Genomic DNA, 25,214 nt, shown 5'->3' with positions numbered 1-25,214 from the left:
GCAGGGAAGGACGAGCAGGAGAAACGATGTCGCTCTCGCCTTACGTACCGATCATCGGGCTGTTCGCCCTCGCCGCGGGGTTCGCCCTGTTCTCCGTGGCGGCCGCCCGCCTCGCCGGCCCTCGCCGCTACAACAAGGCCAAGCTCGAGGCGTACGAGTGCGGCATCGAGCCCAGCCCGCAGCCGGTCGGCGGCGGCCGGTTCCCGATCAAGTTCTATCTGACGGCGATGCTCTTCATCGTCTTCGACATCGAGATCATCTTCCTCTACCCCTGGGCGGTCTCGTTCGACGCCCTGCCGATCTTCGGCTTCGTGGAGATGGTCCTGTTCATCGTCGCGGTCTTCGTCGCGTACGCCTACGTGTGGCGGCGCGGCGGCCTGGACTGGGACTGAGGGAGGAACCTCAGATGGGTATCGAGGAGAAGCTCCCCGCCGGCGTCCTGCTCACCTCGGTGGAGAAGCTGGTCAACTGGTCGCGCAAGTCGTCGGTCTGGGGCGCCACGTTCGGCCTCGCCTGCTGCGCCATCGAGATGATGGCCGCCGGCGGCCCCCACTACGACATGGGCCGCTGGGGCATGGAGGTCTTCCGGGCCTCGCCCCGGCAGGCGGACCTGATGATCGTGGCCGGCCGGGTGAGCCAGAAGATGGCCCCGGTGCTCCGCCAGATCTACGACCAGATGGCGGAGCCCCGCTGGGTGCTGTCGATGGGCGTGTGCGCGAGCAGCGGCGGCATGTTCAACAACTACGCGATCGTCCAGGGCGTCGACCACGTGGTTCCGGTGGACATGTACCTGCCCGGCTGCCCGCCCCGGCCGGAGATGCTCATCGACGCGATCCTCAAGCTCCGCGAGAAGATCATGCACGAGCCGCTGGGCGCGAACGGCCGCAAGATGCTGGAGGCCCGCCAGGCCCGCGGCGACGTGCCCGTGGTGCCGTACGGCTCGATGCCGTCGTCGTACCGCAGCGACAAGGCCCGGCGCGCCGAGTGGACGAAGGCCGTCCGCGAGGGCCGCGAGGAGCAGTTGCGGATCGAGAACTGGATGAAGGCTCAGAACCACCTGCACGAGCACGGGGGTGTGAAGTGACCGCGCCTAACGACGGCGGCGTACCCGTACCGGTGACCCCGGTCGGCGCCACCAGCGGCGCCCCGGCCGAGCACCCGCCGGCCAGCCCGGCCGGCCGCGGCATGTTCGGCAACCAGGGCACCGGCGACGTGTCCGGCTACGGCGGCCTGGTCCGCCCGCGCCGCACCGTCGAGGACTCGCCGCGCCCGTACGGCGGGTACTTCGACGAGGTCACCGACGCGCTGGAGGAGGCGTACCCGGGCTTCGCCGACGCGATCGAGAAGGTCGTGGTCGACCGGGGCGAGCTGACCCTGCACGTCCGCCCCGAGCGGATCGCCGAGGTCTGCCAGGTCATGCGCGACGACCTCGCGCTCCGCTTCGAGCTGTGCTCCTCGGTGTCCGGGGTGGACTACCTCGGCGCCGACGCCCGCCGGCTGCACGTGGTCTACCAGCTCACCTCGATGACGTACCGGCGGCGGGTCCGGCTGGAGGCGGCGGTCTCCGCCGAGGATCCGCACCTGCCCAGCGTGACCGGCGTCTACCCGACCGCCGACTGGCAGGAGCGGGAGACGTACGACATGTTCGGCATCGTCTTCGACGGCCACCCCAACCTGACCCGGATCCTCATGCCGGACGACTGGGAGGGCCACCCGCAGCGCAAGGACTACCCGCTCGGCGGCGTGCCCGTCGAGTACAAGGGCGCCGAGATCCCGCCGCCGGACCGGAGGAGGTCCTACCAGTGACCGCGTCCAACTACGCCACGGAGCGCGAGACCACCGAGGGCAAGGTCTTCACCGTCACCGGTGGGGACTGGGACGAGGTCGTCTCCGGCACCGACCCGATCAACGACGAGCGCATCGTCGTGAACATGGGCCCGCAGCATCCGTCGACGCACGGCGTGCTGCGGCTGATCCTGGAGCTGGAGGGCGAGACGGTCCGCGAGGCCCGCTCCGTCGTCGGGTACCTGCACACCGGGATCGAGAAGAACCTGGAGTACCGCAACTGGGTTCAGGGCTCGACGTTCGTGACCCGGATGGACTACCTGTCGCCGCTGTTCAACGAGACGGCGTACGCGCTCGCGGTGGAGAAGCTGCTCGGCATCGAGGAGCAGATCACCGAGCGGGCCACCACCATCCGGGTGCTCATGATGGAGCTGAACCGGATCTCCTCGCACCTGGTCTGGCTGGCGACCACCGCCATGGAGCTGGGCGCGGTCAACATGATGCTGTACGGCTTCCGCGAGCGGGAGCACATCCTCGAGATCTTCGAGATGATCACCGGCCTGCGGATGAACCACGCGTACGTCCGGCCGGGCGGCGTGGCGCAGGACGTGCCGGACGAGGCGATCGTCAAGATCCGCGAGTTCCTGAAGCTGCTGCCGAAGAAGCTCAAGGAGTACGAGAACCTCCTCTCCGGCCAGCCGATCTGGCTGGAGCGGACGCAGAACGTGGCGGTGCTCGACGTGACCGGCTGCCTCGCGCTCGGCGTGACCGGCCCGGTGCTGCGATCGGCCGGCCTCGCCTGGGACCTGCGCAAGACCATGCCGTACTGCGGTTACGAGACGTACGAGTTCGACGTGCCGACGCACACCGACGGCGACGTGTGGGGCCGCTACCTGGTCCGGCTCGCCGAGATCCGGGAGTCGCTGAAGCTGGTCGAGCAGGCGGTGGACCGGCTCAAGCCGGGCCCGGTGATGGTGGCCGACCGGAAGATCGCCTGGCCGGCGCAGCTCGCCATCGGCGTCGACGGCATGGGCAACTCGCTGGAGCACGTCGCGAAGATCATGGGTCAGTCGATGGAGTCGCTGATCCACCACTTCAAGCTCGTCACCGAGGGCTTCCGGGTCCCGCCGGGCCAGGTGTACGTCGCGGTCGAGTCGCCGCGCGGCGAGCTGGGCGTGCACGCGGTCTCCGACGGCGGCACCCGGCCGTACCGGGTGCACTACCGGGAGCCGAGCTTCGTCAATCTCCAGGCCCTCCCGGCGATGGCCGAGGGCGGCCTGATCGCCGACGTGATCGCCGGTGGCGCCTCGCTGGACCCCGTGATGGGTGGATGTGACCGATGACTGTTTTCACGGATGAGACCCGGGCGCGGGCGCGGGAGATCATCGCCCGCTACCCGGCCGACCGGTCCCGCTCGGCCCTGCTGCCGCTGCTGCACCTGGTGCAGTCCGAGGAGGGGTACGTCTCCCCGGCCGGCATCGCGTTCTGCGCCGAGGTGCTGGGGCTGAACAAGGCCCAGGTCGGCGCGGTCGCGTCCTTCTACACGATGTACAAGCGCCGCCCGACCGGTGACTGGCTGGTCAGCGTCTGCACGAACACGATGTGCAACGTGCTGGGCGGCCAGGAGGTCTACGACACCCTCGCCGAGCACCTCGGCGTCGGGCACGACGAGACCACCGCCGACGGGACGATCACCCTGGAGCACGCCGAGTGCCTGGCGGCGTGCGACTACGGCCCGGTGCTGACGGTCAACTACGACTTCTTCGACAAGGTGGACCCGCAGACGGCGGTCGGCCTGGTCGACGAGCTGCGCGCCGGTGGCCGGCCGATGCCGACCCGGGGCGCCCGGCTCTGCACGCTGAAGGAGATGTCGGTGCAGCTCGCCGGGTTCGCCGACGAGCGCGAGGGTGCCGTCGCCGACGGCGGGCCGGGCGAGCCGACCCTGCGCGGCCTGCGCCTGGCCGAGCAGCACGGCATCTCGGTGCCGGGCTTCGACCCGGCCACGCCGATCAAGCGCCGGGACGCCGGGGAGAAGCCGGCGCCGGCGACCCCCGCGAAGGCCGCGCCGACCGGCAGCACCGCCCCGGACGTCAAGGCGCCGGACGACAAGTCGCCGCAGGTGCGTACCGCGGAGACCCGACAGCCGGACGCGAAGACCCCGGCTCCCGACGCCCCGGGCACGAAGGTCCCGGTCGACGGCGCGGCCCCGGCGCCCCGGGAGGCCCAGGCCGCGGAGGCCGCCGGTACCGCGGCGAACCCACCGGCCGGTGACGGCAAGCCCGCCGGCGACGAGGCCGGCGCCCAGGAGCGCTCCCTCAAGGAGGCCCAGAAGTGACCACTCCTCGGCCGGAGACGCTGGCCAAGCTCACGCCGGTGCTCACGAAGCGCTGGCTGTCGCCGGACGCCTGGCGGCTCGGCACCTACGAGAAGCTCGACGGGTACGCGGCGCTGCGCAAGGCGCTCAGGGCCCACCCGGACGACCTGATCCAGCTCATCAAGGACTCCGGGCTGCGTGGTCGCGGCGGCGCCGGCTTCCCGACCGGTCTCAAGTGGGGCTTCATCCCGCAGGGTGACGGCAAGCCGCACTACCTGGTGGTCAACGCCGACGAGGGCGAGCCGGGCACCTGCAAGGACCTGCCGCTGATGACGCACGACCCGCACTCGCTGGTCGAGGGCGTGATCATCGCCTCGTACGCCATCCGCGCCAACCGCGCGTACATCTACATCCGGGGCGAGGCGGTGCACGCCGCGCGCCGGCTGCGCAACGCGGTGCAGGAGGCGTACGCCAAGGGCTACCTCGGGAAGAACATCCTCGGGTCCCGGTTCGACCTGGATCTGGTGGTGCACTCGGGTGCCGGGGCGTACATCTGCGGCGAGGAGACTGCGCTGCTGGACTCGCTGGAGGGCTTCCGGGGCCAGCCGCGGCTGCGCCCGCCGTTCCCCGCGACCCACGGCCTGTACGCCAGCCCGACCGTGGTGAACAACGTCGGCACCATCGCCAGCGTCCCGTACGTCGTGCTCGGCGGCGCGGACTGGTGGCGGACCATGGGCACCGAGAAGTCGTCCGGGCCGATGATCTACTCGCTGTCCGGCCGGATCGCCAATCCCGGCCAGTACGAGTGCTCGATGGGCATCACGCTGCGCGAGCTGATCGAGCTGGCCGGCGGCATGCAGCCCGGGCACAACCTGAAGTTCTGGACGCCGGGCGGCTCGTCGACGCCGCTGCTCACCGCCGAGCACCTGGACGTGCCGCTGGACTTCGAGGGAGTGGCGGCGGCGGGGTCGATCCTCGGCACCACGGCGACGCAGATCTTCTCCGACCAGGACTGCCCGGTGTACGCGACCTACCGGTGGCTGGAGTTCTACCACCACGAGTCGTGCGGCAAGTGCACCCCGTGCCGTGAGGGCAACTACTGGATGGTCCGCGTCTACCGCCGGATCCTCTCCGGCCAGGGCACCCACGATGACCTGGACACCCTGCTGGACACCTGCGACAACATCCTCGGCCGCTCGTTCTGCGGCCTGGGTGACGGCGCGACCAGCCCGGTGACCTCGTCGCTGAAGTACTTCAAGCAGGACTACCTCGACTACATCGAGGGACGTACCGCTCCGAAGCTCTCCGACAAGCAGCTGGTGGGAGCCCACTGATGACCGATGTAGCCAAGCAGACCGAGACGGTCACGCTCACCATCGACGGAATCCAGGTCACCGCCCCGAAGGGGACGCTGCTGATCCGGGTCGCCGAGCAGATGGGCATCGAGATCCCCCGGTTCTGCGACCACCCGCTGCTGGCCCCGGCCGGCGCCTGTCGTCAGTGCCTGGTCGAGGTGGAGGGGCAGCGCAAGCCGGTCGCCTCCTGCACCCAGACCGTGGCCGACGGCATGGTCGTGAATACCCAGCTCACCTCCCCGGTCGCCAAGAAGGCGCAGGAGGGGATCATGGAGCTGCTGCTGGTGAACCACCCGCTCGACTGCCCGATGTGCGACAAGGGCGGCGAGTGCCCGCTGCAGAACCAGGCGATGTCGACCGGCCGCACCGACTCCCGGTTCCACGAGCACAAGCGGGAGTACGAGAAGCCGGTGGAGATCAGCACCCAGGTGCTGCTCGACCGGGAGCGCTGCGTGCTCTGCCAGCGCTGCACCCGGTTCTCGGAGGAGATCGCCGGCGACAAGTTCATCGACCTGATGAACCGGTCGTCCGCCGAGGAGATCAACATCTACCGGGACGAGGCGTACGGCACCGACGGCGACGACGGGGACGAGCCGTTCAACTCGTACTTCTCCGGTAACACGGTCCAGATCTGCCCGGTCGGCGCGCTGACCGGCGCGCAGTACCGGTTCCGGGCCCGCCCCTTCGACCTGGTCTCCAGCCCCAGCGCCTGCGAGCACTGCTCGGCCGGCTGCGCCCAGCGCACCGACTGGCGGCGCGGCAAGGTGCTGCGGCGGCTGGCCGGCGACGACCCGGCGGTCAACGAGGAGTGGAACTGCGACAAGGGGCGCTGGGGCTTCCAGTACACCCGCGCCTTCGACCGGCTCACCACCCCGTTGGTGCGGGACGCGCGCACGGGTGAGCTGCGCGAGGCGTCGTGGAGCGAGGCGCTGACCGTCGCCGCCGAGGGCCTCCGGGCGGCGCGGGACGGCGGGCAGGGCGCGGCCGTGCTCACCGGCGGCCGGCTGACCGTCGAGGACGCGTACGCGTACGCGAAGTTCGCCCGGGTCGCGCTGAACACCAACGACATCGACTTCCGGGCCCGCCCGGTCTCCCGTGAGGAGTCCGACTTCCTCGCCAGCTCGGTCGCCGGGATCACCGACGTCACCTACGCCGACGTCGAGGCGGCGCCGGCGGTGGTGCTGGTCGGCCTGGAGCCGGAGGAGGAGTGCCCGATCCTCTTCCTGCGGCTGCGCAAGGCGTACCTGAAGAAGACCCTGACGGTGTACGCGCTCGCGCCGTTCGCGACGCGCGGCCTGGAGAAGCTCGGCGCCAAGCTCGCCCGGGTGGTGCCGGGCGAGGAGGCCAGCGTGCTCGCCGAGCACGCCACGGTCGCCGAGGCGCTGAGCCAGCCGGGGGCGATCCTGATCGTCGGCGAGCGGCTGGGCGCGGTGCCCGGCGGGCTCTCCGCCGCCGCGGACGTCGCCCGGCGCACCGGCGCGAAGCTCGCCTGGGTGCCGCGGCGCGCCGGTGACCGCGGCGCGGTGGACGCCGGCTGCCTGCCGAACCTGCTCCCCGGTGGCCGGCTGGTCACCGAGCCGGCAGCGCGGGCGGAGCTGGGCGAGGCGTGGGACATCCCGGCCGGGGTCATCCCCAGCCAGGCCGGCCGCGACACCGACGGCATCCTCGCCGCGGCGGCCGCCGGCCAACTCGGCGCGCTGGTGGTGGCCGGGGTCGACCCGGCCGATCTGGCCGACCCGCGGCTGGCCGAGGCGGCGCTGGACGCGGTGCCGTTCCTGGTCAGCCTGGAACTGCGGAACAGCGCGGTGGCCCGCCGGGCCGACGTCGTCTTCCCGGTCGCCCCGGTGGTCGAGAAGGCCGGCAGCTTCCTGGACTGGGAGGGGCGGCTGCGGACCTTCGAGGCGGTCCTGCACACCGCGGCGATGACCGACGGCCGGGTGCTGGACGCGCTCGCCGCGCACCTCGACGTGCGGCTCGGCACCGCCGACGTGCCGACCGTCCGCCGCGAGCTGGCCGGCCTGCCGCCCACCCGCACCACCCGGCCGGCCGCGCCGTCGGTGGCCCCGGCGGCGGTGCCGCAGCCGGGGGCCGGCGAGGCGGTGCTCGCCACCTGGCACCAGCTGGTCGACCTGGGCAGCCTGATCGACGGCGACGAGCACCTCGCGGGCACCGCCCGCCCGCCGGTGGTCCGGCTGGGCAAGGGCACCGCTGAGGCGATCGGCGTGGCCGACGGCGAGCCGGTGACCGTGGGCACCGACCGGGGCGCGGTCACGCTGCCGGCGGCGGTGACCGAGATGCCGGACGGTGTCGTCTGGCTGCCGACCAACTCGCCCGGCTCGACGGTCCGCCGCAGCCTCGGCGCCACGTCCGGCGCGATCGTGCGGGTGGCCGCCGCGAGCGCCCCGGGCGTTCCCCAGCAGGCCGACGCGCCGGTCGCCGCCGACGCCGCCGGCCGTCCCGGCCCGCTCCTCAACTCCGGGGGTGTCTCATGACCTACCTCGCGCAGGACCCGACGCTGGCGGACTTCGGCCGGGACCCGTGGTGGCTGGTCCTCGGCAAGGTCGTCTTCGCGTTCGCCTTCGGTCTGCTCGCCACCCTGCTCGGGGTCTGGTTCGAGCGGCGGGTCGTGGGTCGCATGGCGGTGCGGCCCGGCCCGAACCAGGTCGGCCCGTTCGGCCTGCTCCAGACCCTCGCCGACGGTCTGAAGATGGCCTTCAAGGAGGACATCCTCCCGCGGACCGCCGACAAGGTCGTCTACTTCTTCGCCCCGGTCATCTCGGTGGTCTGCGCGGTCACCGCGTTGTCGGTGATCCCGTTCGGTCCGATGGTCAGCATCTTCGGCCACCGGACGCCGCTGCAGGTCACCGACGTGCCGGTGGCGGTGCTGGTGGTGCTGGCCTGTTCCTCGCTGGCGGTGTACGGCGTCGTGCTGGGCGGGTGGGCCTCCGGCTCGACGTACCCGCTGCTCGGCGGTCTGCGCTCCACCGCCCAGATGATCTCGTACGAGGTCGCGATGGGTCTCAGCATCGTGGCGGTGTTCATGACCGCCGGCACGATGTCGACCAGCGGGATCGTCGCCAAGCAGGGCGACGCCACCCGGCTGACCGTGTTCGGCACCGAGATCCAGGCGCCCGGCTGGTACGCGATCCTGCTGCTGCCGAGCTTCGTCATCTTCTTCATCGCCGCGGTCGGCGAGACCAACCGCGCGCCGTTCGACCTGCCCGAGGCGGAGTCCGAGCTGGTCGCGGGCTTCATGACCGAGTACAGCTCGCTCAAGTTCGCGCTCTTCATGCTCAGCGAGTACGTCGCCATGGTGACCATGTCGGCGGTCACCGTGACGCTCTTCCTCGGCGGCTGGCACGCGCCGTGGCCGCTCACGGTGTGGGAGGGCGCGAACTCCGGCTGGTGGCCGATGCTGTGGTTCTTCGGCAAGGTCGTCGCCCTGGTCTTCGTCTTCGTCTGGCTGCGGGGCACGCTGCCCCGGCTGCGCTACGACCAGTTCATGCGCTTCGGGTGGAAGGTCCTGCTCCCGATCAACCTGGTCTGGATCCTGGTGCTGTCCGGCCTGCGGTCGATCGAGGACTGGGACAGCCGCAGCAAGCTGATCGCGGTCGGCATCCCCGCCGGCCTCCTCCTGCTCGCCACGCTGTTCTGGCCGAGCCGCAAGCCGGCGCCGAAGCCGACGCTCGCCGAGCAGGTCAACAACCGTCCACCGGGCAGCTTCCCGCTGCCCCCGCTGGACCTTCAGGTACCACCCAGCCCGCGGACCCGGCGCGTCGTCGCCGAGCGGGAGCCGGCCAACATCGCCGCCGGCACGGACTCCAGGGAGGTGTGACGTGGGCGCGATCACCGGAACGTTCAAGGGCTTCGGTGTCACCTTCTCGCACATGTTCAGGAAGGTCGTCACCACCGACTACCCGTTCAAGCCGCCGGTCTCGGCGCCGCGCTACCACGGGCGGCACATCCTCAACCGGCACCCGGACGGCCTGGAGAAGTGCATCGGCTGCGAGCTGTGCGCCTGGGCCTGCCCGGCGGACGCGATCTACGTCGAGGGTGGCGACAACACCGAGGAGCAGCGCTTCTCCCCGGGTGAGCGGTACGCCAGCGTCTACCAGATCAACTACGCGCGCTGCATCTTCTGCGGGCTCTGCATCGAGGCCTGCCCGACCCGGTCGCTCACCATGAGCAACGAGTACGAGCTGGCCCGGGACAACCGGCAGGACCTGATCTTCACCAAGGAGCAGCTGCTGGCGCCGCTGCTGCCGGGCATGGAGCAGCCGCCGCACCCGATGCGGCTCGGCGACAGCGAGAAGGACTACTACGTCGGCGCGCTGGAGAACCCGGGCACCTCGGCCGGCGCGGAGCACTCGCCGATGGGCCCCGGCCGCTACCAGCTCGACGAGCACCCCGGGGTCACGTTCCCCGGTGCCGAGCAGGCCGCGCAGCGGGCCGGCAAGGGAGACAGAGCATGACCACGCAGACGGTGCTCGCCGCGGCGGGCTCGGTGTCCGGCGGCGAGGCGGTCACCTTCTGGATCCTCGCCCCGCTGGCGCTGCTCGGCGCGATCGGCATGATCGCCGCGCGCAACGCCGTGCACTCGGCGCTCTGGCTGGTGCTTACCATGCTCTGCCTGGGCGTGTTCTACGTGCTCCAGGCCGGGCCGTTCATCGGCATGGTGCAGATCATCGTCTACACCGGCGCGATCATGATGCTCTTCCTGTTCGTGCTGATGCTGGTCGGCCGCGACGCGTCCGACTCGCTGATCGAGACGCTGCGGGGCCAGCGGATCGCGGCGATCCTCCTCGGGCTCGGCTTCGCCGGCCTGGTCGGCACCGGCGTGTACCGGGCGCTGGCCGGCGGCACCGCCGCCGGGCTGACGGCGGCCAACGCCGAGGGCAACGTGCAGGGCATCGCCCGGCTGCTGTTCACGAAGTACGTCTTCGCGTTCGAGCTGACCTCGGCGCTGCTCATCACCGCGGCCGTCGGCGCGATGGTGCTCGCGCACATCGAGCGCCGCAAGGAGGACAAGCTGGACCAGGTCGCCACCATGAAGGCGCGGTTCCGCCCCGGCAACTACCCCGGCCCGAAGCCCGGCCCGGGCGTCTTCGCCACCTCCTCGTCGGTCGCCACCCCGGCCCGCCTGCCCGACGGCCGGCTGACCGAGCGGAGCATCCCGGACATCCTGCCGGTCCGCGAGCTGACCGCCGAGGAGATCTCGCTGAAGGGGACCGACAAGTGAACGACTTCTTCTCGGTCGAACCGAACTACTACCTGGTCCTCGCCGCGGTGCTGTTCACCATCGGCGCCGCCGGGGTGCTCATCCGGCGGAACGCGATCGTGCTGTTCATGTGCGTCGAGCTGATGCTCAACGCGGCCAACCTGACCCTGGTCACCTTCAGCCGGATCAACGGTGACCTCAACGGCCAGATCATGGCGTTCTTCGTGATGGTGGTGGCCGCGGCCGAGGTCGTGGTCGGGCTCGCGATCATCATGGCGATCTTCCGGACCCGGCGCTCGGCGAGCGTCGACGACGCCAACCTGCTGAAGTACTGAGGGGCCTGCGGTGATGGAGATTCTGGCGAACGCTCCGGTCGAGCCGGTGGGCACCGTCACGTACGCGCCGGCCGACGGGTTGCTGGGCAGCGTCTGGCTGCTCGTCGCGATCCCGCTGGTCAGCGCCGCGATCCTGCTTCTGCTCGGCCGCCGGGCGGACCGGTGGGGGCACTGGCTCGGCGTCGCGTCGATCGGCGTCGCGTTCGTGCTCGGCCTGACCTACTTCCTCCAGCTGAGCGGCCTGGAGAACCGGTCCGTCGAGCTGAGTCTGTGGGAGTTCATCGCGGTCGGTGACCTGCGGGTGGACTTCGGCCTGCTCTTCGACCCGCTGGCCGCGGTCTTCGTCCTGCTGATCACCGGGGTGGGCTTCCTGATCCACCTGTACGCGGTGGAGTACATGGCGCACGACGTCGGGCGCCGGCGGTTCTTCGGGTACTTCAACCTGTTCGTCGCCGCCATGCTCCTGCTGGTGCTCGGCAACAACTACGTGATGCTCTACTTCGGCTGGGAGGGCGTCGGTCTGGCGTCGTACCTGCTGATCTCCTTCTGGTACGAGCGGCCGAGCGCCGCCACGGCCGGCAAGAAGGCGTTCCTGATGAACCGGGTCGGCGACGCCGGCCTGGCGATCGGCATCTTCATCATGTTCGCCACCCTGGGCACCACGCAGTACGACGAGGTCTTCAGCGGGGTCGGTGCGCTGACCTCGACCACCGTCCTCGTGCTCGGCCTGCTCCTGCTGCTCGGCGCGACCGGCAAGTCCGGCCAGTTCCCGCTCCAGGCCTGGCTCCCGGACGCGATGGAGGGCCCGACCCCGGTCTCCGCGCTCATCCACGCGGCCACCATGGTCACCGCGGGCGTCTACCTGATCGCCCGGTCGAACCCGATCTTCTCGGCCAACTCGACGCTCCAGCTGGTCGTGGTGAGCGTCGGTGCGCTGACCCTGTTGATCGGCTGCGTCATCGGCGCGGCCAAGGACGACATCAAGCGGGTGCTCGCCTGGTCGACGGTGAGCCAGATCGGCTACATGTTCCTCGGCGTCGGCCTGGGCGGCGCGGCGTACGCGCTGGCCATCGTGCACCTGCTGGCGCACGGCTTCTTCAAGGCCAACATGTTCCTCGGCGCCGGCTCGGTCATGCACGGCATGAACGACCAGGTCGACATCCGCCGCTTCGGCGCCCTGTCGAAGTACATGAAGATCACCTGGCTGACCTTCATGACGGGCTGGCTGGCCATCATCGGCCTGCCGCCGTTCTCCGGCTTCTTCTCCAAGGAGCCGATCATCGTGGCCGCGTTCGAGCGGGAGGGCTGGACGGCCTGGCTGTTCGGCACGGCCGCGCTGCTCGGTGCCGGGCTGACCGCGTTCTACATGACTCGGCTGTTCGTGCTCACCTTCCACGGCCCGGCCCGCTGGACCGAGGACATCGCCCACCCGCACGAGTCACCGAAGCTCATGACGATCCCGCTGGTCCTGCTCGCCGTCGGCTCGGTCGCCGCGGGCGCGCTGATGGCCGGCCCGGTGCCGTCGTGGCTGGAGGAGACCGCGGGGCTGGGCGGCCAGACGGAGGCGCACGAGGCGGTGCTGTCGCACCTCGCGATCACGATCCTGTCGATCCTGGTCACCGTGGTCGGCGCCGGGCTGGCCTGGTTCCTGTTCCGGGCCGGTACGGCCACCGAGCCGCAGCCGGCCGGGGTGCTGGTCACCGCCGCCCGGAAGAACCTCTACACCGACGCCGTCAACGAGGCGGTCTTCGAGAAGCCGGGCATCTTCCTCACCCGGGCTCTGGTCTACCTCGACAACCGCGGCATCGACGGGCTGGTCAACGGCCTCGCCGCCGGGGTGGGCGGCGGCTCGGGCCGGCTCCGGCGGCTGCAGACCGGCTTCGTCCGGTCGTACGCCACCTCGATCCTGGCCGGCGCTCTGCTGGTGGTGGCGGCCTTCCTGGCCGTCGAGGCGGGGTGGCTGGCGTGATCGACCTCAAGAGGCCGTCGGCCTCTCACGCGGCCGTCGCCGGCGGACCGCGCAGTGACGACGGAGGTAAGGCCGCGTAATGTCCGACTTTCCGTTCCTCTCGGTGCTCACCGTGGCGCCACTCGTCGGCGCCCTCGTGGTCGCCCTCCTGCCCCGCCACCGGCCGGAACTGGCCAAGCAGGTGGCGCTCGGCTGGTCGCTGCTGGTGCTGGCGCTGTCGGTGGTCATGTGGGTGACCTGGCAGACCGGCGGTGAGCGGTTCCAGTTCCGCGAGTCGTACCCGTGGATCCCGAACTGGGGCGTCAACTTCACCTTCGCCACCGACGGCATCGCGCTGGTGATGCTGATGCTGATCGCGGTGCTGGTGCCGCTGGTGATCCTCGCCTCCTGGCACGACGCCGAGTCGTCCAAGCGGTCGGTGCCGGTGTACTTCGCGCTGCTGCTCGTCCTCGAGTGCACGATGATCGGCGTCTTCGCCGCCGCCGACGTCTTCCTGTTCTACGTGTTCTTCGAGGTCATGCTCGTGCCGATGTACTTCCTCATCGGCAGCTACGGCGGCCACCAGCGGCAGTACGCGGCGGTGAAGTTCTTCCTCTACTCCCTGGTCGGCGGTCTGTTCATGCTCGCCGCGGTGATCGGCCTGTGGGTGGTCGGCGGGAAGACCTTCGACTGGGCGGCGCTGAGCCAGGTGGACATCTCCACCGGCACCGAGCGCTGGCTCTTCCTCGGGTTCTTCCTCGCGTTCGCGATCAAGGCGCCGTTCTTCCCGTTCCACACCTGGCTGCCGGACGCCGGTGGCGCGGCGCCGGCCGGTGCCGCCGCCCTGCTGGTCGGCGTGCTGGACAAGGTCGGGACGTTCGGCATCCTGCGGTACTGCCTCCCGCTGTTCCCGGACGCGGCCAAGTGGTTCGCCCCGTGGGCACTGGCGCTGGGCCTGATCGGCATCATCTACGCGGCGCTGCTCGCGGTCGGCCAGAACGACCTCAAGCGGCTGGTGTCGTACACGTCGATCGCGCACTTCGGCTTCATCGGGATCGGCATCTTCGCCTTCACCAGCCAGGCGGCGACCGGCGCGGTGCTCTACATGGTCAACCACGGCCTCGCCACCGGCCTGCTCTTCCTGGTGGTCGGCATGCTGATCGCCCGGCGGGGCTCCGCCCTGATCAGCGACTTCGGCGGAGCCGGCAAGCTGGTCCCGCTCCTCGCCGGGGTGCTGTTCTTCGCCGGTCTCGCCTCGCTGGCCCTGCCCGGGACCGCGCCGTTCATCTCCGAGTTCCTGGTGCTGATCGGCACGTTCACGGTGAACAAGCCGGTGGCGGTGATCGCCACGCTCGGCATCATCCTGGCCGCCGCGTACGTGCTGTGGATGGTGCAGCGCACCACCCAGGGCACCCTCAACCCGGCGCTGACCGAGGTCGACGGCATGAAGCGTGACCTCAGCCTGCGCGAGAAGGTCGTGGTGGCCCCGCTGATCGCGCTGATCGTGCTGCTCGGCTTCTACCCGAAGCCGGTCACCGACGTGATCAACCCGGCCGTGCAGGCCACCATGCAGGACATCGGCAGGACCGACCCGGCTCCGTCGGTGGGCAACGTCCAGGAGGCAGCGAAGTGACCGAGCTCAAGTTGCCCGCGATCGACTACGCGGCGCTCGCGCCGACGCTGATCATGCTGGGTGCCGCGCTCGTTGGCGTCCTCGTCGAGGCGTTCGTGCCGCGGCGGCTGCGGCACACGGTGCAGCTGTCGTTGGCGCTGCTGGCGGTGCTCGCCGCGCTGACCATGGTGGTGCTGAGCGCCGACGACCGCCTCATCACCATCGGCGGGGCGATCGCGGTGGACGGCCCGGCGCTGTTCCTCCAGGGCGCGATCCTGGTGCTGGCCGCGATGGCGCTGCTGCTGATCGGTGAGCGCTCGATCGAGCGGGGCGGGGCGTTCGTGGCCCAGGCCGCGGTGACCGCCGAGTCGGCCGACGACCGCCGGCAGGCCGAGGGCACCAACGGGCTCACCGAGGTGTACCCGCTGACCACCTTCGCGATCGGCGGCATGCTGATCTTCGTGGCGGCGAACGACCTGCTGACCATGTTCATCGCGCTGGAGGTCTTCTCGCTGCCGCTCTACCTGCTCTGCGCGCTGGCCCGCCGCCGGCGCCTGCTGAGCCAGGAGGCGGCGCTGAAGTACTTCATGCTCGGCGCGTACGCCTCGGCGTTCTTCCTGTTCGGCGTCGCCCTGGTGTACGGCTTCACCGCCGGCATCCCGGGCCGGCCGGCCGGGGTGGACTTCGCCACCGTCCACGCCGCCGTCACCGACAGCCCGGCCAGCCCGCTGCTGCTCTTCGCCGGCATGGCGCTGCTCTCCATCGGTCTGCTGTTCAAGGCCGCCGCCGCGCCGTTCCACGTCTGGACGCCGGACGTCTACCAGGGTGCGCCCACGCCGGTCACCGGCTTCATGGCCGCCTGCACGAAGGTCGCCGCGTTCGGCGCGCTGCTGCGGGTCTTCCACGTGGCGTTCGAGGGGGCCCGGTGGGACTTCACCCCGGTCCTCGGCGCGGTGGCGGTGCTGACCATGCTGGTCGGGGCGGTGCTGGCGGTCACCCAGACCGACATCAAGCGGCTGCTCGCGTACTCGTCGATCGCGAACGCCGGCTACCTGCTGGTCGGCGTCCTCGCGCCGAACAGCGAGGGCGTCTCCGGGACGATGTTCTACCTGGTGGCGTACGGCTTCTCGGTGCTGGCCGCGTTCGCCGTGGTGACCCTGGTCCGGGACGCCGACGGGGAGGCGACCCACCTGTCCCGGTGGGCGGGCCTGGGACGCCGCTCGCCGTTCTACGCCGCGCTGTTCACCTTCATCCTGTTCGCCTTCGCCGGCATTCCGCTGACCAGCGGCTTCACCAGCAAGTTCGCGGTCTTCGGGCCGGCGCTGGACGGCGGGCAGGCGTGGCTGGTGATCGCCGGTGTGCTGACCAGCATGGTGCTGGCCTTCCCCTACCTGCGGGTGGTCGTGATGATGTGGCTCTCCGAGCCCGGCGAGTCGACCCCGGCGGTGACCGTCCCGGGCGGGCTCACCTCGGCCGCGCTGATGATCGGCGTGATCGCCACCCTGGTCCTCGGCGTCGCCCCGGCGCCGCTGCTGGATCTCGCCACGGGAGCCGCCGAGTTCGTGCGGTGACCTCAGCTCCCCGTGGGGGCCGGTACGCGTCTGCGTACCGGCCCCCACGCCGTTCGCGCGGCCGTCCCGCGCCGTCCACCGAGGTGGCGGCCCTGCCCCGAGAGCTGCGGCCATCCCCGCCCCGGGGCTGGTCGAACGGGTGTGGCATGGTTGGAGACGTGGTGAATCCGGCTGGCGAGCGTTCAGGTGCCACCGGCGCGGGCGGCCGCCCGGGCCGGGAGCGCACGGGTCAGTTCGGCGCGCTCGGCCTGCACCTCGCCGATCCCCGCGTCGAGGAGTCGGTGCTGGGTGTGCTGGAGGCCGTCGAGGTCGAGCTGCGGGCCAGCGTCGCGAGCGCCGACCCGTTCGTCACCGAGGCCGCCCGGCACCTCGTCGAGGCCGGCGGCAAGCGGTTCCGGCCGCTGCTGGTGGCCCTCGGCGCCCAGTTCGGCGACCCGACGGGCGCGCAGGTCGTGCCGGCGGCGGTGGTGATGGAGCTCACCCACCTGGCGACGCTCTACCACGACGACGTCATGGACGAGGCGCCCGTGCGCCGGGGCGCCCCGAGCGCCAACTCGCGCTGGACGAACTCGGTCGCCATCCTGGTCGGCGACTACCTCTTCGCCCGTGCCGCGGACATCGCGGCCGACCTGGGCACCGAGGCCGTACGCCTCCAGGCCCGGACGTTCGCACGGCTGGTGCACGGGCAGATCGCGGAGACCGTCGGGCCGCGGGCCGGCGATGACCCGGTGGCGCACTACCTGCACGTCATCGCGGAGAAGACCGGCTCGCTGATTGCCACGTCGGCGCGTTTCGGCGGAATGTTCGGCGGTGCCAGCCGGGAGCACACCGAGGCGCTCGCCGGCTACGGCGAGACCATCGGGGTGGCCTTCCAGCTCTCCGACGACCTGCTGGACATCGCCAGCGAGTCGGTGCAGTCGGGCAAGACGCCCGGCACCGACCTGCGCGAGGGCGTCCCGACCCTGCCGGTGCTGTACGCGCTCGGCTCCGACGACGCCGACGCGTCGTCGATGCGACTGCGGGAGATCCTGGCGACCGGCGCGCTCACCGACGACGACCTGCACGCCGAGGCCCTGGGCCTGCTCCGTGAGAGCCCGGCCCTGAAGCGGGCCCGGGAGACGGTCCGCAGCTACGCCGAGGACGCCCGCGCCCGGCTGGCTCCGCTCCCGCAGATCCCGGCGCGCCACGCCCTCGAGTCCCTCTGCGACTACATCGCCGACCGCACCAGCTGACGGCCCTCCTGGGCGCCCGCCACCTCGTTGATCATGAGGTTGGCGGCAGTTCCCGCGATCGACTTCGCCGCCAACCTCATGATCAACGCGGATCAGCGGGTGGGGTGGGACAGGAGGCGGCTGCCGGTCAGCATCAGGGCGGCGGCCAGCAGCATCGAGACGGCTGCGGTGGTCCACATCGTGGAGTAGCCGGCGTGGGCCGCGAGGGGGCCGAGCGACAGGGGACCCAGGCAGCCGCCCGCGTACACCCCGGTCTGGGTGATCGAGGTGGCGGAGGCCGGAGCCTGCGGGTGGAGCCGGACCACGGCGAAGTTCATCAGCCCGGGCCAGGCCCAGCCGAGACCGAACCCGAGCACCACGCCGACCACCAGCGGGACCGGCCCGGCCACCGCGAGCAGACCGAGGCCGCCGGCGCCGACGACCAGCATCCCGGCGATGACCGCCACGTGCCCGCCCGCCCGGCGGTCGGCGAGCCAGCCGGCGCCGACCCGGGCGGCGACGCAGACGGCGCTGCCGAGGGTCAACGTCAGACCGGCCAGCCCGGGCGCCAGCCCCCGGGTGACGGCGGAGTCCACGACGAAGGTGCCGAGGGCGTTCGCCGAGCCGGAGGCGAGGGTCGCGGCCACCCCCACGACCACCAGGGCGCCGGTGGCACGCCCACCCCGGGCCGGTGCGGCCTCCCGGACCGGGCGGGGCTCCCGTGCGGGTACGGCCGGCAGCACGGCCAGCGCGGCGCCGGCGGCCGCCACGAACGCCCAGCGCCACCCGACGGTCAGCGCCACGGTCGGCACCGCCACCCCGGCCAGCAGCGTGGAGACCGGGATGGCGGCCTGCTTCACCCCGAACGACAGCCCCTGCCGCCGGACCGGGACGTGCCGGGCCAGCGCGGCGTTGCTGGCGAGCTGACCCAGGGCGTTGGCCGTGCCCGCCAGCGCGAGCAACCCGACCAGCACCAGGTACGACCGGGCGAGCCCGGCCACGGCCAGCATGGCGCCCGCGGAGACCAGGATGCCGGCCCGGGCCACCACGGCCGGACCGTAGCGCTCGGCGAGCGTGCCGGAGGGCACCGACGCCAGCGCGCCCACGCCGAAGTAGACCGCCACGACGACGCCGAGGCCAGCCGGGGAGAAGCCCAGGTCGTCGCCCATCTGGACGGCGAGCCCGCCGACCAGGAAGACCGGCAGGACGCAGGCGATGGTGACGGCGATGGCCGCGGCCGCGGCCCGTACGGGCCGGGCCGGGGCGTCGAGGGACTGGAGCGCGGTGTCGGCCATGATCTGAACAACTTACGCGAGCCGTTCCGGGTCCACGCTTCGTGTCCGGACCGGCACGAGCGGTGGATGACGATCTGGCATCCTCCACCCGATCAGGCATTTCGCACGGGGCACGTATTTCATATGGTGTAAGTCCCCGGCTGCGGAGGTGGTTGTGCGCGACCCCTTGGCGGAACCTTCGGACCTGATCCGGAGCGTGTCCCGCGCGCTGCGAGTGCTCGAGTCGGTCGGTCGTGCCCCGAAGGGGCTGACCGTCAAGCAGATCGCGCGCAGGTGCGAGCTGACCGTGGCGACCACCTACCACCTCGTCCGGACGCTGGCCTACGAGGGCTACGTGATCCGGCGCGAGGACGGCACGTACATCGTGGGTCTCGAGGTCGCCGACCGCTACCGCGAGCTGGTCACGGCCTTCCGCGGGCCGCAGGCGGTCGGGGAGTGCCTGCGGCGCGCCGCCGCCGACACCGGCTACAGCCACTACCTCGGCAAGTTCATCGGCGGTCAGGTGGCCATCACGGCGGTCGCCGAGGGCCCGCGCTCGCCGTACCTGGAGGATCTCGTCCCCGGCTTCGACGAGGGGGCGCACGCCACCGCGCTGGGCAAGGCGCTGCTCGCGACCCTCACGGCCGAGCAGCGGTTCCGCTACCTGCGGGAGTACGGCATGCGCGCGTTCACGTCCGCCACGCTGACCACGGTCGAGGCGTTCGAGGCCGACCTGGCGGCGGGGGACCGGCGGGGAATGCAGATGGAGCTGGGTCAGTTCCGGCAGGGGGTCGCCTGCGCGGCGGTGCTGGTGACCCCCGACAAGGACATGGAGCGCCGCGTGGTGCTGGCCTGTGCGCTGCCGGCCAGCGAGATGATGACCTCCGCCCGGGTGGTCCGGGCGAAGCTGCTCACCACCGCCCGCACCATCGCCGACAGCCTCGCCGCGGAGACCTGACGGCCGGCCGTCACGGCTTCCCGGCAGCAGGTGGGCGACGACCGGCCACGGACGGGCCCTCTCCCCGGCTGGGAGAGGGCCCGTCCCGGCGGTCCAGCGCCGAACCGCCCTGAGGGGAGCTGTCAGCCGCCGATCGGGCCGCCGTCCAGGCGCCACGTGACGGTGACGCCCGGCTTGGCGTAGTCGCCGTCCGGCCAGTTGGACGCCGGCTTCTCGACGGAGGCGCCGGAGATCTCACCGGGGTGCTGCACGGCCACGAAGACCGAGCGGTTGTCGCCGGTGATGAACGGGCCGCAGGCCTCGGCGCCGAGCGGCACGGTGAGGAACTGCTTGAGGTGGCCGCGCTCCGGGCCCTCGACCGCGGTCGCGAAGAGGCCGTCGTTGCTGCCCAGCGCGTTGCCGTCGGTGGAGATCCAGAGGTTGCCGGTGGCGTCGAAGGCGACGTTGTCCGGGCAGGAGATCGGCGAGACCTTGCTCTTGTCGTACCCGGCGAAGTAGGTCGACGGATCGGTCGGGTCACCGGCCACGATCGGCACCGACCACGCGAACGTCTCGGCCGCGTTGTCGCCGCGGTCCTCGACCAGCTCCAGCACGTGGCCGTGCTTGTTGGCGGTGCGCGGGTTCGCCTCGTCCGCCTTCGGGTTGCTGCCGACGCCGCGGTTGGTGTTGTTGGTCAGCGCCACGTACACCTTGCCGGTGAGCAGGCTCGGCTCGACGTCCTCCGGACGGTCCATCTTGGTCGCGCCGACCTTGTCACCGGCCAGCCGGGTGAAGGTGAGCACGTCCGCGGCGGTCATGCCCTCGACGTACGAGCGGTTGCCGCTGACCAGCTTGATCCACTGGCCACGACCGTTGAACGCGCCGTCGGCGGGAAGCTTGCCCGAGCCGTCGATCTCGGCGGCGCTGGTCTGGTCCAGCTTGGCGACGTAGAGGGTGCCGGACTCCAGCAGGGTCAGGTTGTGCCGGCGGGCGACCCAGGAGTCGCCCTTCATGAACTTCTTGTCGGACACGAACTTGTAGAGGTAGTCGAACCGCTCGTCGTCACCCATGTACGCCACGACGTGGCCGCTCCTGGCGACGATGACGTTCGCGCCCTCGTGCTTGAACCGGCCGAGCGCGGTGTGCTTGCGCGGCCGGCTCTCCGGGTCGTACGGGTCGATCTCGACGATCCAGCCGTGCCGGTGCGCCTCGTTGGGGTGCCGGGCCAGGTCGAAGCGCTCGTCGGCCCGGTCCCACTTGCGGTTGCCGCTCGGGTAGCGGGTGGTGGTGCTGAAGCCGTAGCGCGCCAGCTTCGGCTTCAGCTCCTCCGGGGCGCCGTCGCCACCGACGAAGTACTGGTTGAAGTTCTCCTCGCCGGAGAGGACGGTGCCCCACGGGGTCACGCCGCCGGCGCAGTTGTTCAGCGTGCCGATGACCGTCCGGCCCTTGGGGTCGGCGGCGGTCTTGAGCCACGCCGAGCCGGCGGCCGGACCGGTCAGCTCGAACTTCGTGGTGTTGGTGGTGACCCGCCGGTTGTACTGCCGCCGGCCGGACCGCACCGGGCGCCACTCGCCGGTGCCGCCGACGCGCTCCAGCTCCACCACGGACATGCCGTGCGCGGCCATGGCGACCTTCAGCTGCTCCACGGTCAGCGCGTCGAAGCTGGTGAAGCCGGGGAACATGAGGTCCTCGTTGGTGTACTCGTGGTTCACCACGAGCAGGGCGCGGTTGCGGCCCAGCGGCAGCACGCCGACGAAGTCGTTGTTGTAGCCGAACTGCTCGGCCTGAGCGGCGGCCGTCTGGTGGTGCAGGTTGAACTCGGGCGCGCCCGGCACCACCTCGTCACCCCACCGGATGACGACCGAGTGGTCGTAGCCGTTGGGGACGATGAAGCTGTCGAGCTTGTTCGGCGGGACCGGCTTGAAGGTCAGGGCGCCGCTGCCGATACCGCCGCTGGGGCGGGCGAACTCGGTGGTGTCCGGCACCGGCGGGGCGCCGGGGGCGGCCGAGGCGGCGCTGGCGCCGGCCAGCGCACCGGCGGCCGCGCCGCCGAAGCCGAGGACCAGCGCGCCGACCGCGCCGGCCCGGACCACGCCGCGGCGGGAGACCTCGGCGTCCACCAGCTCACCGAAGTACGCGTTGTCGGACGTGTTCGGCACCGGGTGGTCGCAGGCGTTGCCGCACCGGTAGAGACAGGTCATGGCGTCACGGCTGCCGTGGCGGGTGGAACCCAGCAGCGGGAGCAGCCGAGGACGGTCGCTCATGTGGAGGAGCCTCCTGGATGGGGTTGGCGCACGACGGAGTCAGGTGATGACGTGCGTACCCGCCGGACGCTAGGAGGAGCCGGTGGCCGCTCGTCGGCGCCGATGTGAACCAGGTATGAACAACTCGCCCGGGGCAACGGTGATGACCTGCGGCTGAACCGATCGGGACGGCCGCACGTATGTCCGTGCGGAGGCCACGCCGGACTCGCGCCGAGAGCGAGGAGACCGCCATCAGCGACCACGACGCCCACCTGCTCCGCGCCCTGCACGACGAGCACGCGGAGGCGCTGTACGCGCACGCCCTGCGCCTGGTCAACGGGGACCGGCAGCGGGCCGAGGACCTGGTGCAGGAGACCCTGCTGCGCGCCTGGCGGCACCCGGAGTCGCTCGACCCGCGCCGCGGGTCGGTCCGCGGCTGGCTCTTCACCACCGCCCGCAACCTGGCGATCGACGCCTGGCGCCGCCGGTCCACCAGGGTCGGCGAGGTCTACACCGACGAGCTGCCCGAGCCGTCGGAGACGGTCGACGAGGCGGAGCGCGCGGTGGAGGCGTGGACCGTCGCCGAGGCGCTGAACCGACTCAGCCCCACGCATCGTGAGGTCCTGGTGGAGTGCTTCTACCAGGGTCGGTCGGTGGCCGAGGCCGCCGCGCGGCTCGGGGTGCCGCCGGGCACCGTCAAGTCCCGGACGCACTACGCCCTGCGCTCACTACGGTTGGTCCTGGCCGAGATGGGGGTGACCGGATGACCCGGTGCGAGTTCGCGCACGACGACGGCGCGTACGTGCTGGGTGCGCTGACGCCGGCCGAGCGGACGGCGTACGAACGGCACCTCGCCGGCTGCGCCGAGTGCCGCCAGGCGGTCGCGGAGATCGCCGTGCTTCCCGGGCTGCTCGGGCGGCTCGACCCGGCCGGCCTCGAGCAGTTCCTGCCGCCCCCGGAGGATTCCCGCCTGCCCGACCTGCTCGCCGCGGCCCGGGAGCGCCGGCGCCGCGAACGGCTGGCCATCCGCCGCCGGTACGCCCTCACCACGCTCGCCGCCGCGGCGCTGGCGCTGGTCGTCGGCCTCGGCACGGCCGCCGTGCTGCCTGGTACGGATCAGCGCGGGGGAGGGGAGATGGTCGCCATGCAGCCGGTCGCCGGCACGGTGCCGGTGCACGCCGAGATCGGGCTGACCGGCACCGAGTGGGGCACCGAGGTGACGATGCGGTGCGGGTACGACTCGTCGGTCGGCTATCGCAAGGCGTCCGCCTTCCGACTGGTCGCGCGCAGCGCCGACGGCACCACCGAGCAGATCGGCTCGTGGCTCGCCGGCCCGGGCGACGACCTGCGGATCAGCGGCGCCACCCGGTTCACCGACGCGGAACTGGTCCGGCTGGAACTGGTCCGCGCCGACGGCACCCCGGTTCTGGCGTACGACGTCCGCTGACGGCGGTCACCCGCGATCTTGCGCCTTCTGACCGGACGGAGGTCGTGAACCGGGCGAGGCGGCGGCCGAAACTGCAAGATTGCGGTGTGGGGCCGCCGGTGCGGGCCGGCGGTTGCGGCGCTGGCGGTGGGCCGAGCGGAGGGCGTCGGTCGTGAAGATGGCCAGTGCCAGCCACACCAGGGCGAAGCCCGCCAGGCGGGCCGGGGGCATCGGCTCGTGGAAGACGAGGACGCCGCAGGCGAGCTGGAGGATCGGGGCGAGGTACTGGATCATCCCCAGGCTGGTGAGCGGCAGCCGGTTGGCCGCGCCGGCGAACATCAGCAGGGGGATCGCGGTCGCCGCGCCGGCCGCGACGAGCAGCGCGGTATGCCCGGCCGACACCGCGCCGAAGCTGGCCCCGCCGGTGCCGCCCAGCCACACCAGGTACGCCAACGCCGGCAGGGCCAGCACCGCCGACTCGACGAACAGCCCCTCGGCGGCGGGCAGCCCGAGCCGCTTCTTGACCAGGCCGTACCCGGCGAAGCTGAACGCCAGGACCAGCGCGAGGAACGGCAGCCGTCCGTAGTCGACGGTCAGCACCGCCACCGCCGCCCCGCCCACGCCGAGCGCCACCCACTGCGCGGGGCGCAGCCGCTCACGCAGCACGAACACGCCGAGCAGCACGACCACGAGCGGGTTGATGAAGTAACCGAGGGCGGTCTCCACCACGCGGTCGGAGTTCACCCCGTAGATGTAGGTGCCCCAGTTGAGGGCGATCAGCGCTGCGGCTACGCCGACCCCGGCCAGGGCGCGCGGCCGGCGGAGCAGCGCACGCAGGAAGCCGACGTTGCGCAGCGCGGCCAGCACCAGTGCGACGAAGACCACCGACCAGACGATCCGGTGGGCCAGGATCTCCAGCGGGCCGGCCGGCTGGAGCAGCTTCAGGTAGAGCGGGAAGAAGCCCCAGAGCAGGTACGCCCCGATGCCGTACAGGTAGCCGAGCCGACGAGGCGTCACGCCTCCACCGTAAGGGGCGTATCGGCCTGCTGCTCCTTGCTGGTGACGGGGCTCACCCGCTGGTCCAGCTGCATCCACCGGTCCGGCTGCTCGAGCGGGGCGAAGCCCACCTTCGCGTACACGCCGTGCGCGTCGTACGTGCTCAGCAGGATCCGGCGTACGCCGAACTCGGCGAGGTGGTCGCGGACCGCGCCGGCGAGCCAGCTGCCCAGCCCGCGCCCGCGCTCGGCCCGCTCGATGTAGACGTCGCAGAGCCAGGCGAAGGTGGCGTGGTCGGTCACGACCCGCGCCACCGCCACCTGGCGCCCGTCGCCGGGCCGGTAGACGCCGAAGCCGATCGAGCCGGCGAAGGCGCGCGCCACCGTCGCCCGGTCCCGCCCGAGGGCCCAGTACGCGTCGGTGCTGAGCCAGTGGTGCACCCGGTCGAGGTCGAGGCGCTCGGGGTCGGTGCTGATCAGGTAGCCGTCGTCACGGTTCAGGGTGAACACCGCTCCGACGCTAGTCGCCGGCCCAGGTGGCCTCAGCAGCCAATTTCCGCGATCTGGACCCGTGCCGCCGCCGTCAGTCGCGGTCGAGGATGGCGCCGAGGATCCAGGTGACGACGCTGACGAAGAGCGCGCCGAGCACGGCGGCCGGCCAGAACCCGTCCACGTGGAACGGCAGCCCGGCCTGGCCGGCGATCCAGCTGGTCAGCAGGAACAGCAGCCCGTTGACGACCAGCGCGATCAGCCCGAGGGTCAGCAGGTAGAAGCCGCAGCCGACGGTCTTGATGATCGGCTGGAGCACCGCGTTGACGACACCGAAGATCACGGCGACGAGGACCAGCGTCGTGACCGCCTCGGTGACCGATTCCGAGTCCAGCGTGATCCCGGGGATTAGCAGTGTGGCCAGCCAGAACGCCAGCGCCGTGACGCCCAGCCGGATCAGGAGCCCTTTCAGAAAACCCATGGCGGATGATGCTGCCACGG

At 71.6% G+C, this 25,214-nt stretch carries 23 protein-coding genes; 18 read left to right on the top strand and 5 right to left on the bottom strand.

Translation table 11 applies throughout. The features are described from left to right. The first annotated feature begins 26 nt into the window (after nucleotides 1–26). The 15 genes from ACTMS0_RS02945 (at nucleotide 27) to ACTMS0_RS02875 (ending at nucleotide 17,370) form a co-directional block, all read left to right on the top strand. Nucleotides 27–392 carry an NADH-quinone oxidoreductase subunit A gene (locus tag ACTMS0_RS02945; RefSeq protein WP_155329297.1) on the top strand — a complete coding sequence of 122 codons (366 nt, stop codon included), beginning with the start codon at nucleotides 27–29 and terminating at the stop codon, nucleotides 390–392. Between the two features lie 14 nt (nucleotides 393–406). Then, the gene (locus ACTMS0_RS02940) at nucleotides 407–1,084 is read left to right on the top strand and encodes a NuoB/complex I 20 kDa subunit family protein (protein WP_441153507.1); all 678 of its coding nucleotides are present in this window, start codon (nucleotides 407–409) and stop codon (nucleotides 1,082–1,084) included. Continuing rightward, the gene (locus ACTMS0_RS02935; RefSeq protein WP_441153506.1) at nucleotides 1,081–1,806 is read left to right on the top strand and encodes an NADH-quinone oxidoreductase subunit C; all 726 of its coding nucleotides are present in this window, start codon (nucleotides 1,081–1,083) and stop codon (nucleotides 1,804–1,806) included. The genes ACTMS0_RS02940 and ACTMS0_RS02935 overlap by 4 nt, the downstream gene beginning before the upstream one ends. Next, nucleotides 1,803–3,128, top strand: a complete 1,326-nt coding sequence (locus ACTMS0_RS02930) for an NADH-quinone oxidoreductase subunit D (protein WP_441153505.1) — start codon at nucleotides 1,803–1,805, stop codon at nucleotides 3,126–3,128. The genes ACTMS0_RS02935 and ACTMS0_RS02930 overlap by 4 nt, the downstream gene beginning before the upstream one ends. Then, a complete protein-coding gene (gene nuoE, locus ACTMS0_RS02925; protein ID WP_441153504.1) occupies nucleotides 3,125–4,120 on the top strand; it encodes an NADH-quinone oxidoreductase subunit NuoE in 996 nt (331 codons plus the stop codon). Before ACTMS0_RS02930 ends, nuoE begins: the two co-directional genes overlap by 4 nt. Then, entirely contained in the window at nucleotides 4,117–5,433 is a 1,317-nt protein-coding gene (nuoF, locus tag ACTMS0_RS02920; protein WP_441153503.1) for an NADH-quinone oxidoreductase subunit NuoF, read from the top strand. The genes nuoE and nuoF overlap by 4 nt, the downstream gene beginning before the upstream one ends. Next, nucleotides 5,433–7,946 (top strand): NADH-quinone oxidoreductase subunit G, encoded by a 2,514-nt coding sequence (locus tag ACTMS0_RS02915; protein ID WP_441153502.1) that lies wholly within the window; start codon nucleotides 5,433–5,435, stop codon nucleotides 7,944–7,946. The genes nuoF and ACTMS0_RS02915 overlap by 1 nt, the downstream gene beginning before the upstream one ends. Then, complete coding sequence (nuoH, locus tag ACTMS0_RS02910; protein WP_441153501.1) at nucleotides 7,943–9,289, top strand: NADH-quinone oxidoreductase subunit NuoH; 1,347 nt, start codon at nucleotides 7,943–7,945, stop codon at nucleotides 9,287–9,289. Before ACTMS0_RS02915 ends, nuoH begins: the two co-directional genes overlap by 4 nt. 1 nt (nucleotide 9,290) lies before the next feature. Next, entirely contained in the window at nucleotides 9,291–9,926 is a 636-nt protein-coding gene (nuoI, locus tag ACTMS0_RS02905) for an NADH-quinone oxidoreductase subunit NuoI (RefSeq protein WP_441153500.1), read from the top strand. Continuing rightward, complete coding sequence (locus ACTMS0_RS02900) at nucleotides 9,923–10,693, top strand: NADH-quinone oxidoreductase subunit J (RefSeq protein WP_441153499.1); 771 nt, start codon at nucleotides 9,923–9,925, stop codon at nucleotides 10,691–10,693. The genes nuoI and ACTMS0_RS02900 overlap by 4 nt, the downstream gene beginning before the upstream one ends. Further along, complete coding sequence (gene nuoK, locus ACTMS0_RS02895) at nucleotides 10,690–11,007, top strand: NADH-quinone oxidoreductase subunit NuoK (RefSeq protein ID WP_441153498.1); 318 nt, start codon at nucleotides 10,690–10,692, stop codon at nucleotides 11,005–11,007. The genes ACTMS0_RS02900 and nuoK overlap by 4 nt, the downstream gene beginning before the upstream one ends. 13 nt (nucleotides 11,008–11,020) lie before the next feature. After that, nucleotides 11,021–12,976 carry an NADH-quinone oxidoreductase subunit L gene (gene nuoL / locus ACTMS0_RS02890; RefSeq protein WP_441153994.1) on the top strand — a complete coding sequence of 652 codons (1,956 nt, stop codon included), beginning with the start codon at nucleotides 11,021–11,023 and terminating at the stop codon, nucleotides 12,974–12,976. A 79-nt stretch (nucleotides 12,977–13,055) separates the two neighbouring features. Continuing rightward, entirely contained in the window at nucleotides 13,056–14,588 is a 1,533-nt protein-coding gene (locus tag ACTMS0_RS02885; protein WP_441153497.1) for an NADH-quinone oxidoreductase subunit M, read from the top strand. After that, nucleotides 14,585–16,138, top strand: coding sequence for an NADH-quinone oxidoreductase subunit NuoN (gene nuoN, locus ACTMS0_RS02880; protein WP_441153496.1), 1,554 nt, complete (start codon nucleotides 14,585–14,587; stop codon nucleotides 16,136–16,138). Before ACTMS0_RS02885 ends, nuoN begins: the two co-directional genes overlap by 4 nt. A 146-nt stretch (nucleotides 16,139–16,284) precedes the next feature. After that, entirely contained in the window at nucleotides 16,285–17,370 is a 1,086-nt protein-coding gene (locus ACTMS0_RS02875) for a polyprenyl synthetase family protein (RefSeq protein WP_441153495.1), read from the top strand. Nucleotides 17,371–17,462: 92 nt separating this feature from the next. Here the strand turns inward: ACTMS0_RS02875 and ACTMS0_RS02870 are convergent, their stop codons facing one another. After that, on the bottom strand, nucleotides 17,463–18,644 hold the full coding sequence (locus ACTMS0_RS02870) for an MFS transporter (protein ID WP_441153494.1): 1,182 nt from the start codon (nucleotides 18,642–18,644) through the stop codon (nucleotides 17,463–17,465). A 154-nt stretch (nucleotides 18,645–18,798) separates the two neighbouring features. Here ACTMS0_RS02870 and ACTMS0_RS02865 point away from each other — a divergent pair, with 154 nt between their 5' ends. Beyond that, nucleotides 18,799–19,581: an IclR family transcriptional regulator gene (locus ACTMS0_RS02865; RefSeq protein ID WP_441153493.1), complete on the top strand. Its 783-nt coding sequence runs from the start codon at nucleotides 18,799–18,801 to the stop codon at nucleotides 19,579–19,581. A 122-nt stretch (nucleotides 19,582–19,703) separates the two neighbouring features. Here ACTMS0_RS02865 and ACTMS0_RS02860 read toward each other — a convergent pair whose 3' ends face one another. Further along, nucleotides 19,704–21,824, bottom strand: coding sequence for a PhoX family protein (locus tag ACTMS0_RS02860; RefSeq protein ID WP_441153492.1), 2,121 nt, complete (start codon nucleotides 21,822–21,824; stop codon nucleotides 19,704–19,706). 179 nt (nucleotides 21,825–22,003) lie between these two features. On the opposite strand from ACTMS0_RS02860, the gene ACTMS0_RS02855 reads away from it, so the two are divergent. After that, nucleotides 22,004–22,570, top strand: a complete 567-nt coding sequence (locus tag ACTMS0_RS02855; protein ID WP_441153491.1) for a sigma-70 family RNA polymerase sigma factor — start codon at nucleotides 22,004–22,006, stop codon at nucleotides 22,568–22,570. Further along, entirely contained in the window at nucleotides 22,567–23,250 is a 684-nt protein-coding gene (locus ACTMS0_RS02850; RefSeq protein ID WP_441153490.1) for an anti-sigma factor family protein, read from the top strand. The genes ACTMS0_RS02855 and ACTMS0_RS02850 overlap by 4 nt, the downstream gene beginning before the upstream one ends. 6 nt (nucleotides 23,251–23,256) lie before the next feature. Here ACTMS0_RS02850 and rarD read toward each other — a convergent pair whose 3' ends face one another. The 3 genes from rarD to ACTMS0_RS02835 form a co-directional block, all read right to left on the bottom strand. Beyond that, nucleotides 23,257–24,246 carry an EamA family transporter RarD gene (gene rarD, locus ACTMS0_RS02845; protein WP_441153489.1) on the bottom strand — a complete coding sequence of 330 codons (990 nt, stop codon included), beginning with the start codon at nucleotides 24,244–24,246 and terminating at the stop codon, nucleotides 23,257–23,259. Continuing rightward, on the bottom strand, nucleotides 24,243–24,734 hold the full coding sequence (locus ACTMS0_RS02840) for a GNAT family N-acetyltransferase (RefSeq protein WP_441153488.1): 492 nt from the start codon (nucleotides 24,732–24,734) through the stop codon (nucleotides 24,243–24,245). The genes rarD and ACTMS0_RS02840 overlap by 4 nt, the downstream gene beginning before the upstream one ends. Nucleotides 24,735–24,807: 73 nt before the next feature. Further along, entirely contained in the window at nucleotides 24,808–25,194 is a 387-nt protein-coding gene (locus ACTMS0_RS02835; RefSeq protein WP_441153487.1) for a phage holin family protein, read from the bottom strand. Between the last annotated feature and the right edge of the window lie 20 nt (nucleotides 25,195–25,214).

Origin of the sequence: Micromonospora sp. H33 (assembly GCF_052068455.1) — a bacterium.
Classification (GTDB): domain Bacteria; phylum Actinomycetota; class Actinomycetes; order Mycobacteriales; family Micromonosporaceae; genus Micromonospora.
The sequence above is the reverse complement of the archived record's forward strand: the minus strand, read 5'-3'. Positions and strand labels throughout refer to the sequence as shown.

Bases quoted from the DNA above. Each gene is read 5' to 3' on its own strand.
- ACTMS0_RS02945 (WP_155329297.1), top strand. From the start codon at position 27: ATGTCGCTCTCGCCTTACGTACCGATCATCGGGCTGTTCGCCCTCGCC.
- ACTMS0_RS02940 (WP_441153507.1), top strand. From the start codon at position 407: ATGGGTATCGAGGAGAAGCTCCCCGCCGGCGTCCTGCTCACCTCGGTG.
- nuoE (WP_441153504.1), top strand. From the start codon at position 3,125: ATGACTGTTTTCACGGATGAGACCCGGGCGCGGGCGCGGGAGATCATC.
- ACTMS0_RS02915 (WP_441153502.1), top strand. From the start codon at position 5,433: ATGACCGATGTAGCCAAGCAGACCGAGACGGTCACGCTCACCATCGAC.
- nuoH (WP_441153501.1), top strand. From the start codon at position 7,943: ATGACCTACCTCGCGCAGGACCCGACGCTGGCGGACTTCGGCCGGGAC.
- ACTMS0_RS02900 (WP_441153499.1), top strand. From the start codon at position 9,923: ATGACCACGCAGACGGTGCTCGCCGCGGCGGGCTCGGTGTCCGGCGGC.
- nuoL (WP_441153994.1), top strand. From the start codon at position 11,021: ATGGAGATTCTGGCGAACGCTCCGGTCGAGCCGGTGGGCACCGTCACG.
- ACTMS0_RS02885 (WP_441153497.1), top strand. From the start codon at position 13,056: ATGTCCGACTTTCCGTTCCTCTCGGTGCTCACCGTGGCGCCACTCGTC.
- ACTMS0_RS02875 (WP_441153495.1), top strand. From the start codon at position 16,285: ATGGTTGGAGACGTGGTGAATCCGGCTGGCGAGCGTTCAGGTGCCACC.
- ACTMS0_RS02870 (WP_441153494.1), bottom strand. From the start codon at position 18,644: ATGGCCGACACCGCGCTCCAGTCCCTCGACGCCCCGGCCCGGCCCGTA.
- ACTMS0_RS02860 (WP_441153492.1), bottom strand. From the start codon at position 21,824: ATGAGCGACCGTCCTCGGCTGCTCCCGCTGCTGGGTTCCACCCGCCAC.
- ACTMS0_RS02855 (WP_441153491.1), top strand. From the start codon at position 22,004: ATGTCCGTGCGGAGGCCACGCCGGACTCGCGCCGAGAGCGAGGAGACC.
- ACTMS0_RS02850 (WP_441153490.1), top strand. From the start codon at position 22,567: ATGACCCGGTGCGAGTTCGCGCACGACGACGGCGCGTACGTGCTGGGT.
- ACTMS0_RS02835 (WP_441153487.1), bottom strand. From the start codon at position 25,194: ATGGGTTTTCTGAAAGGGCTCCTGATCCGGCTGGGCGTCACGGCGCTG.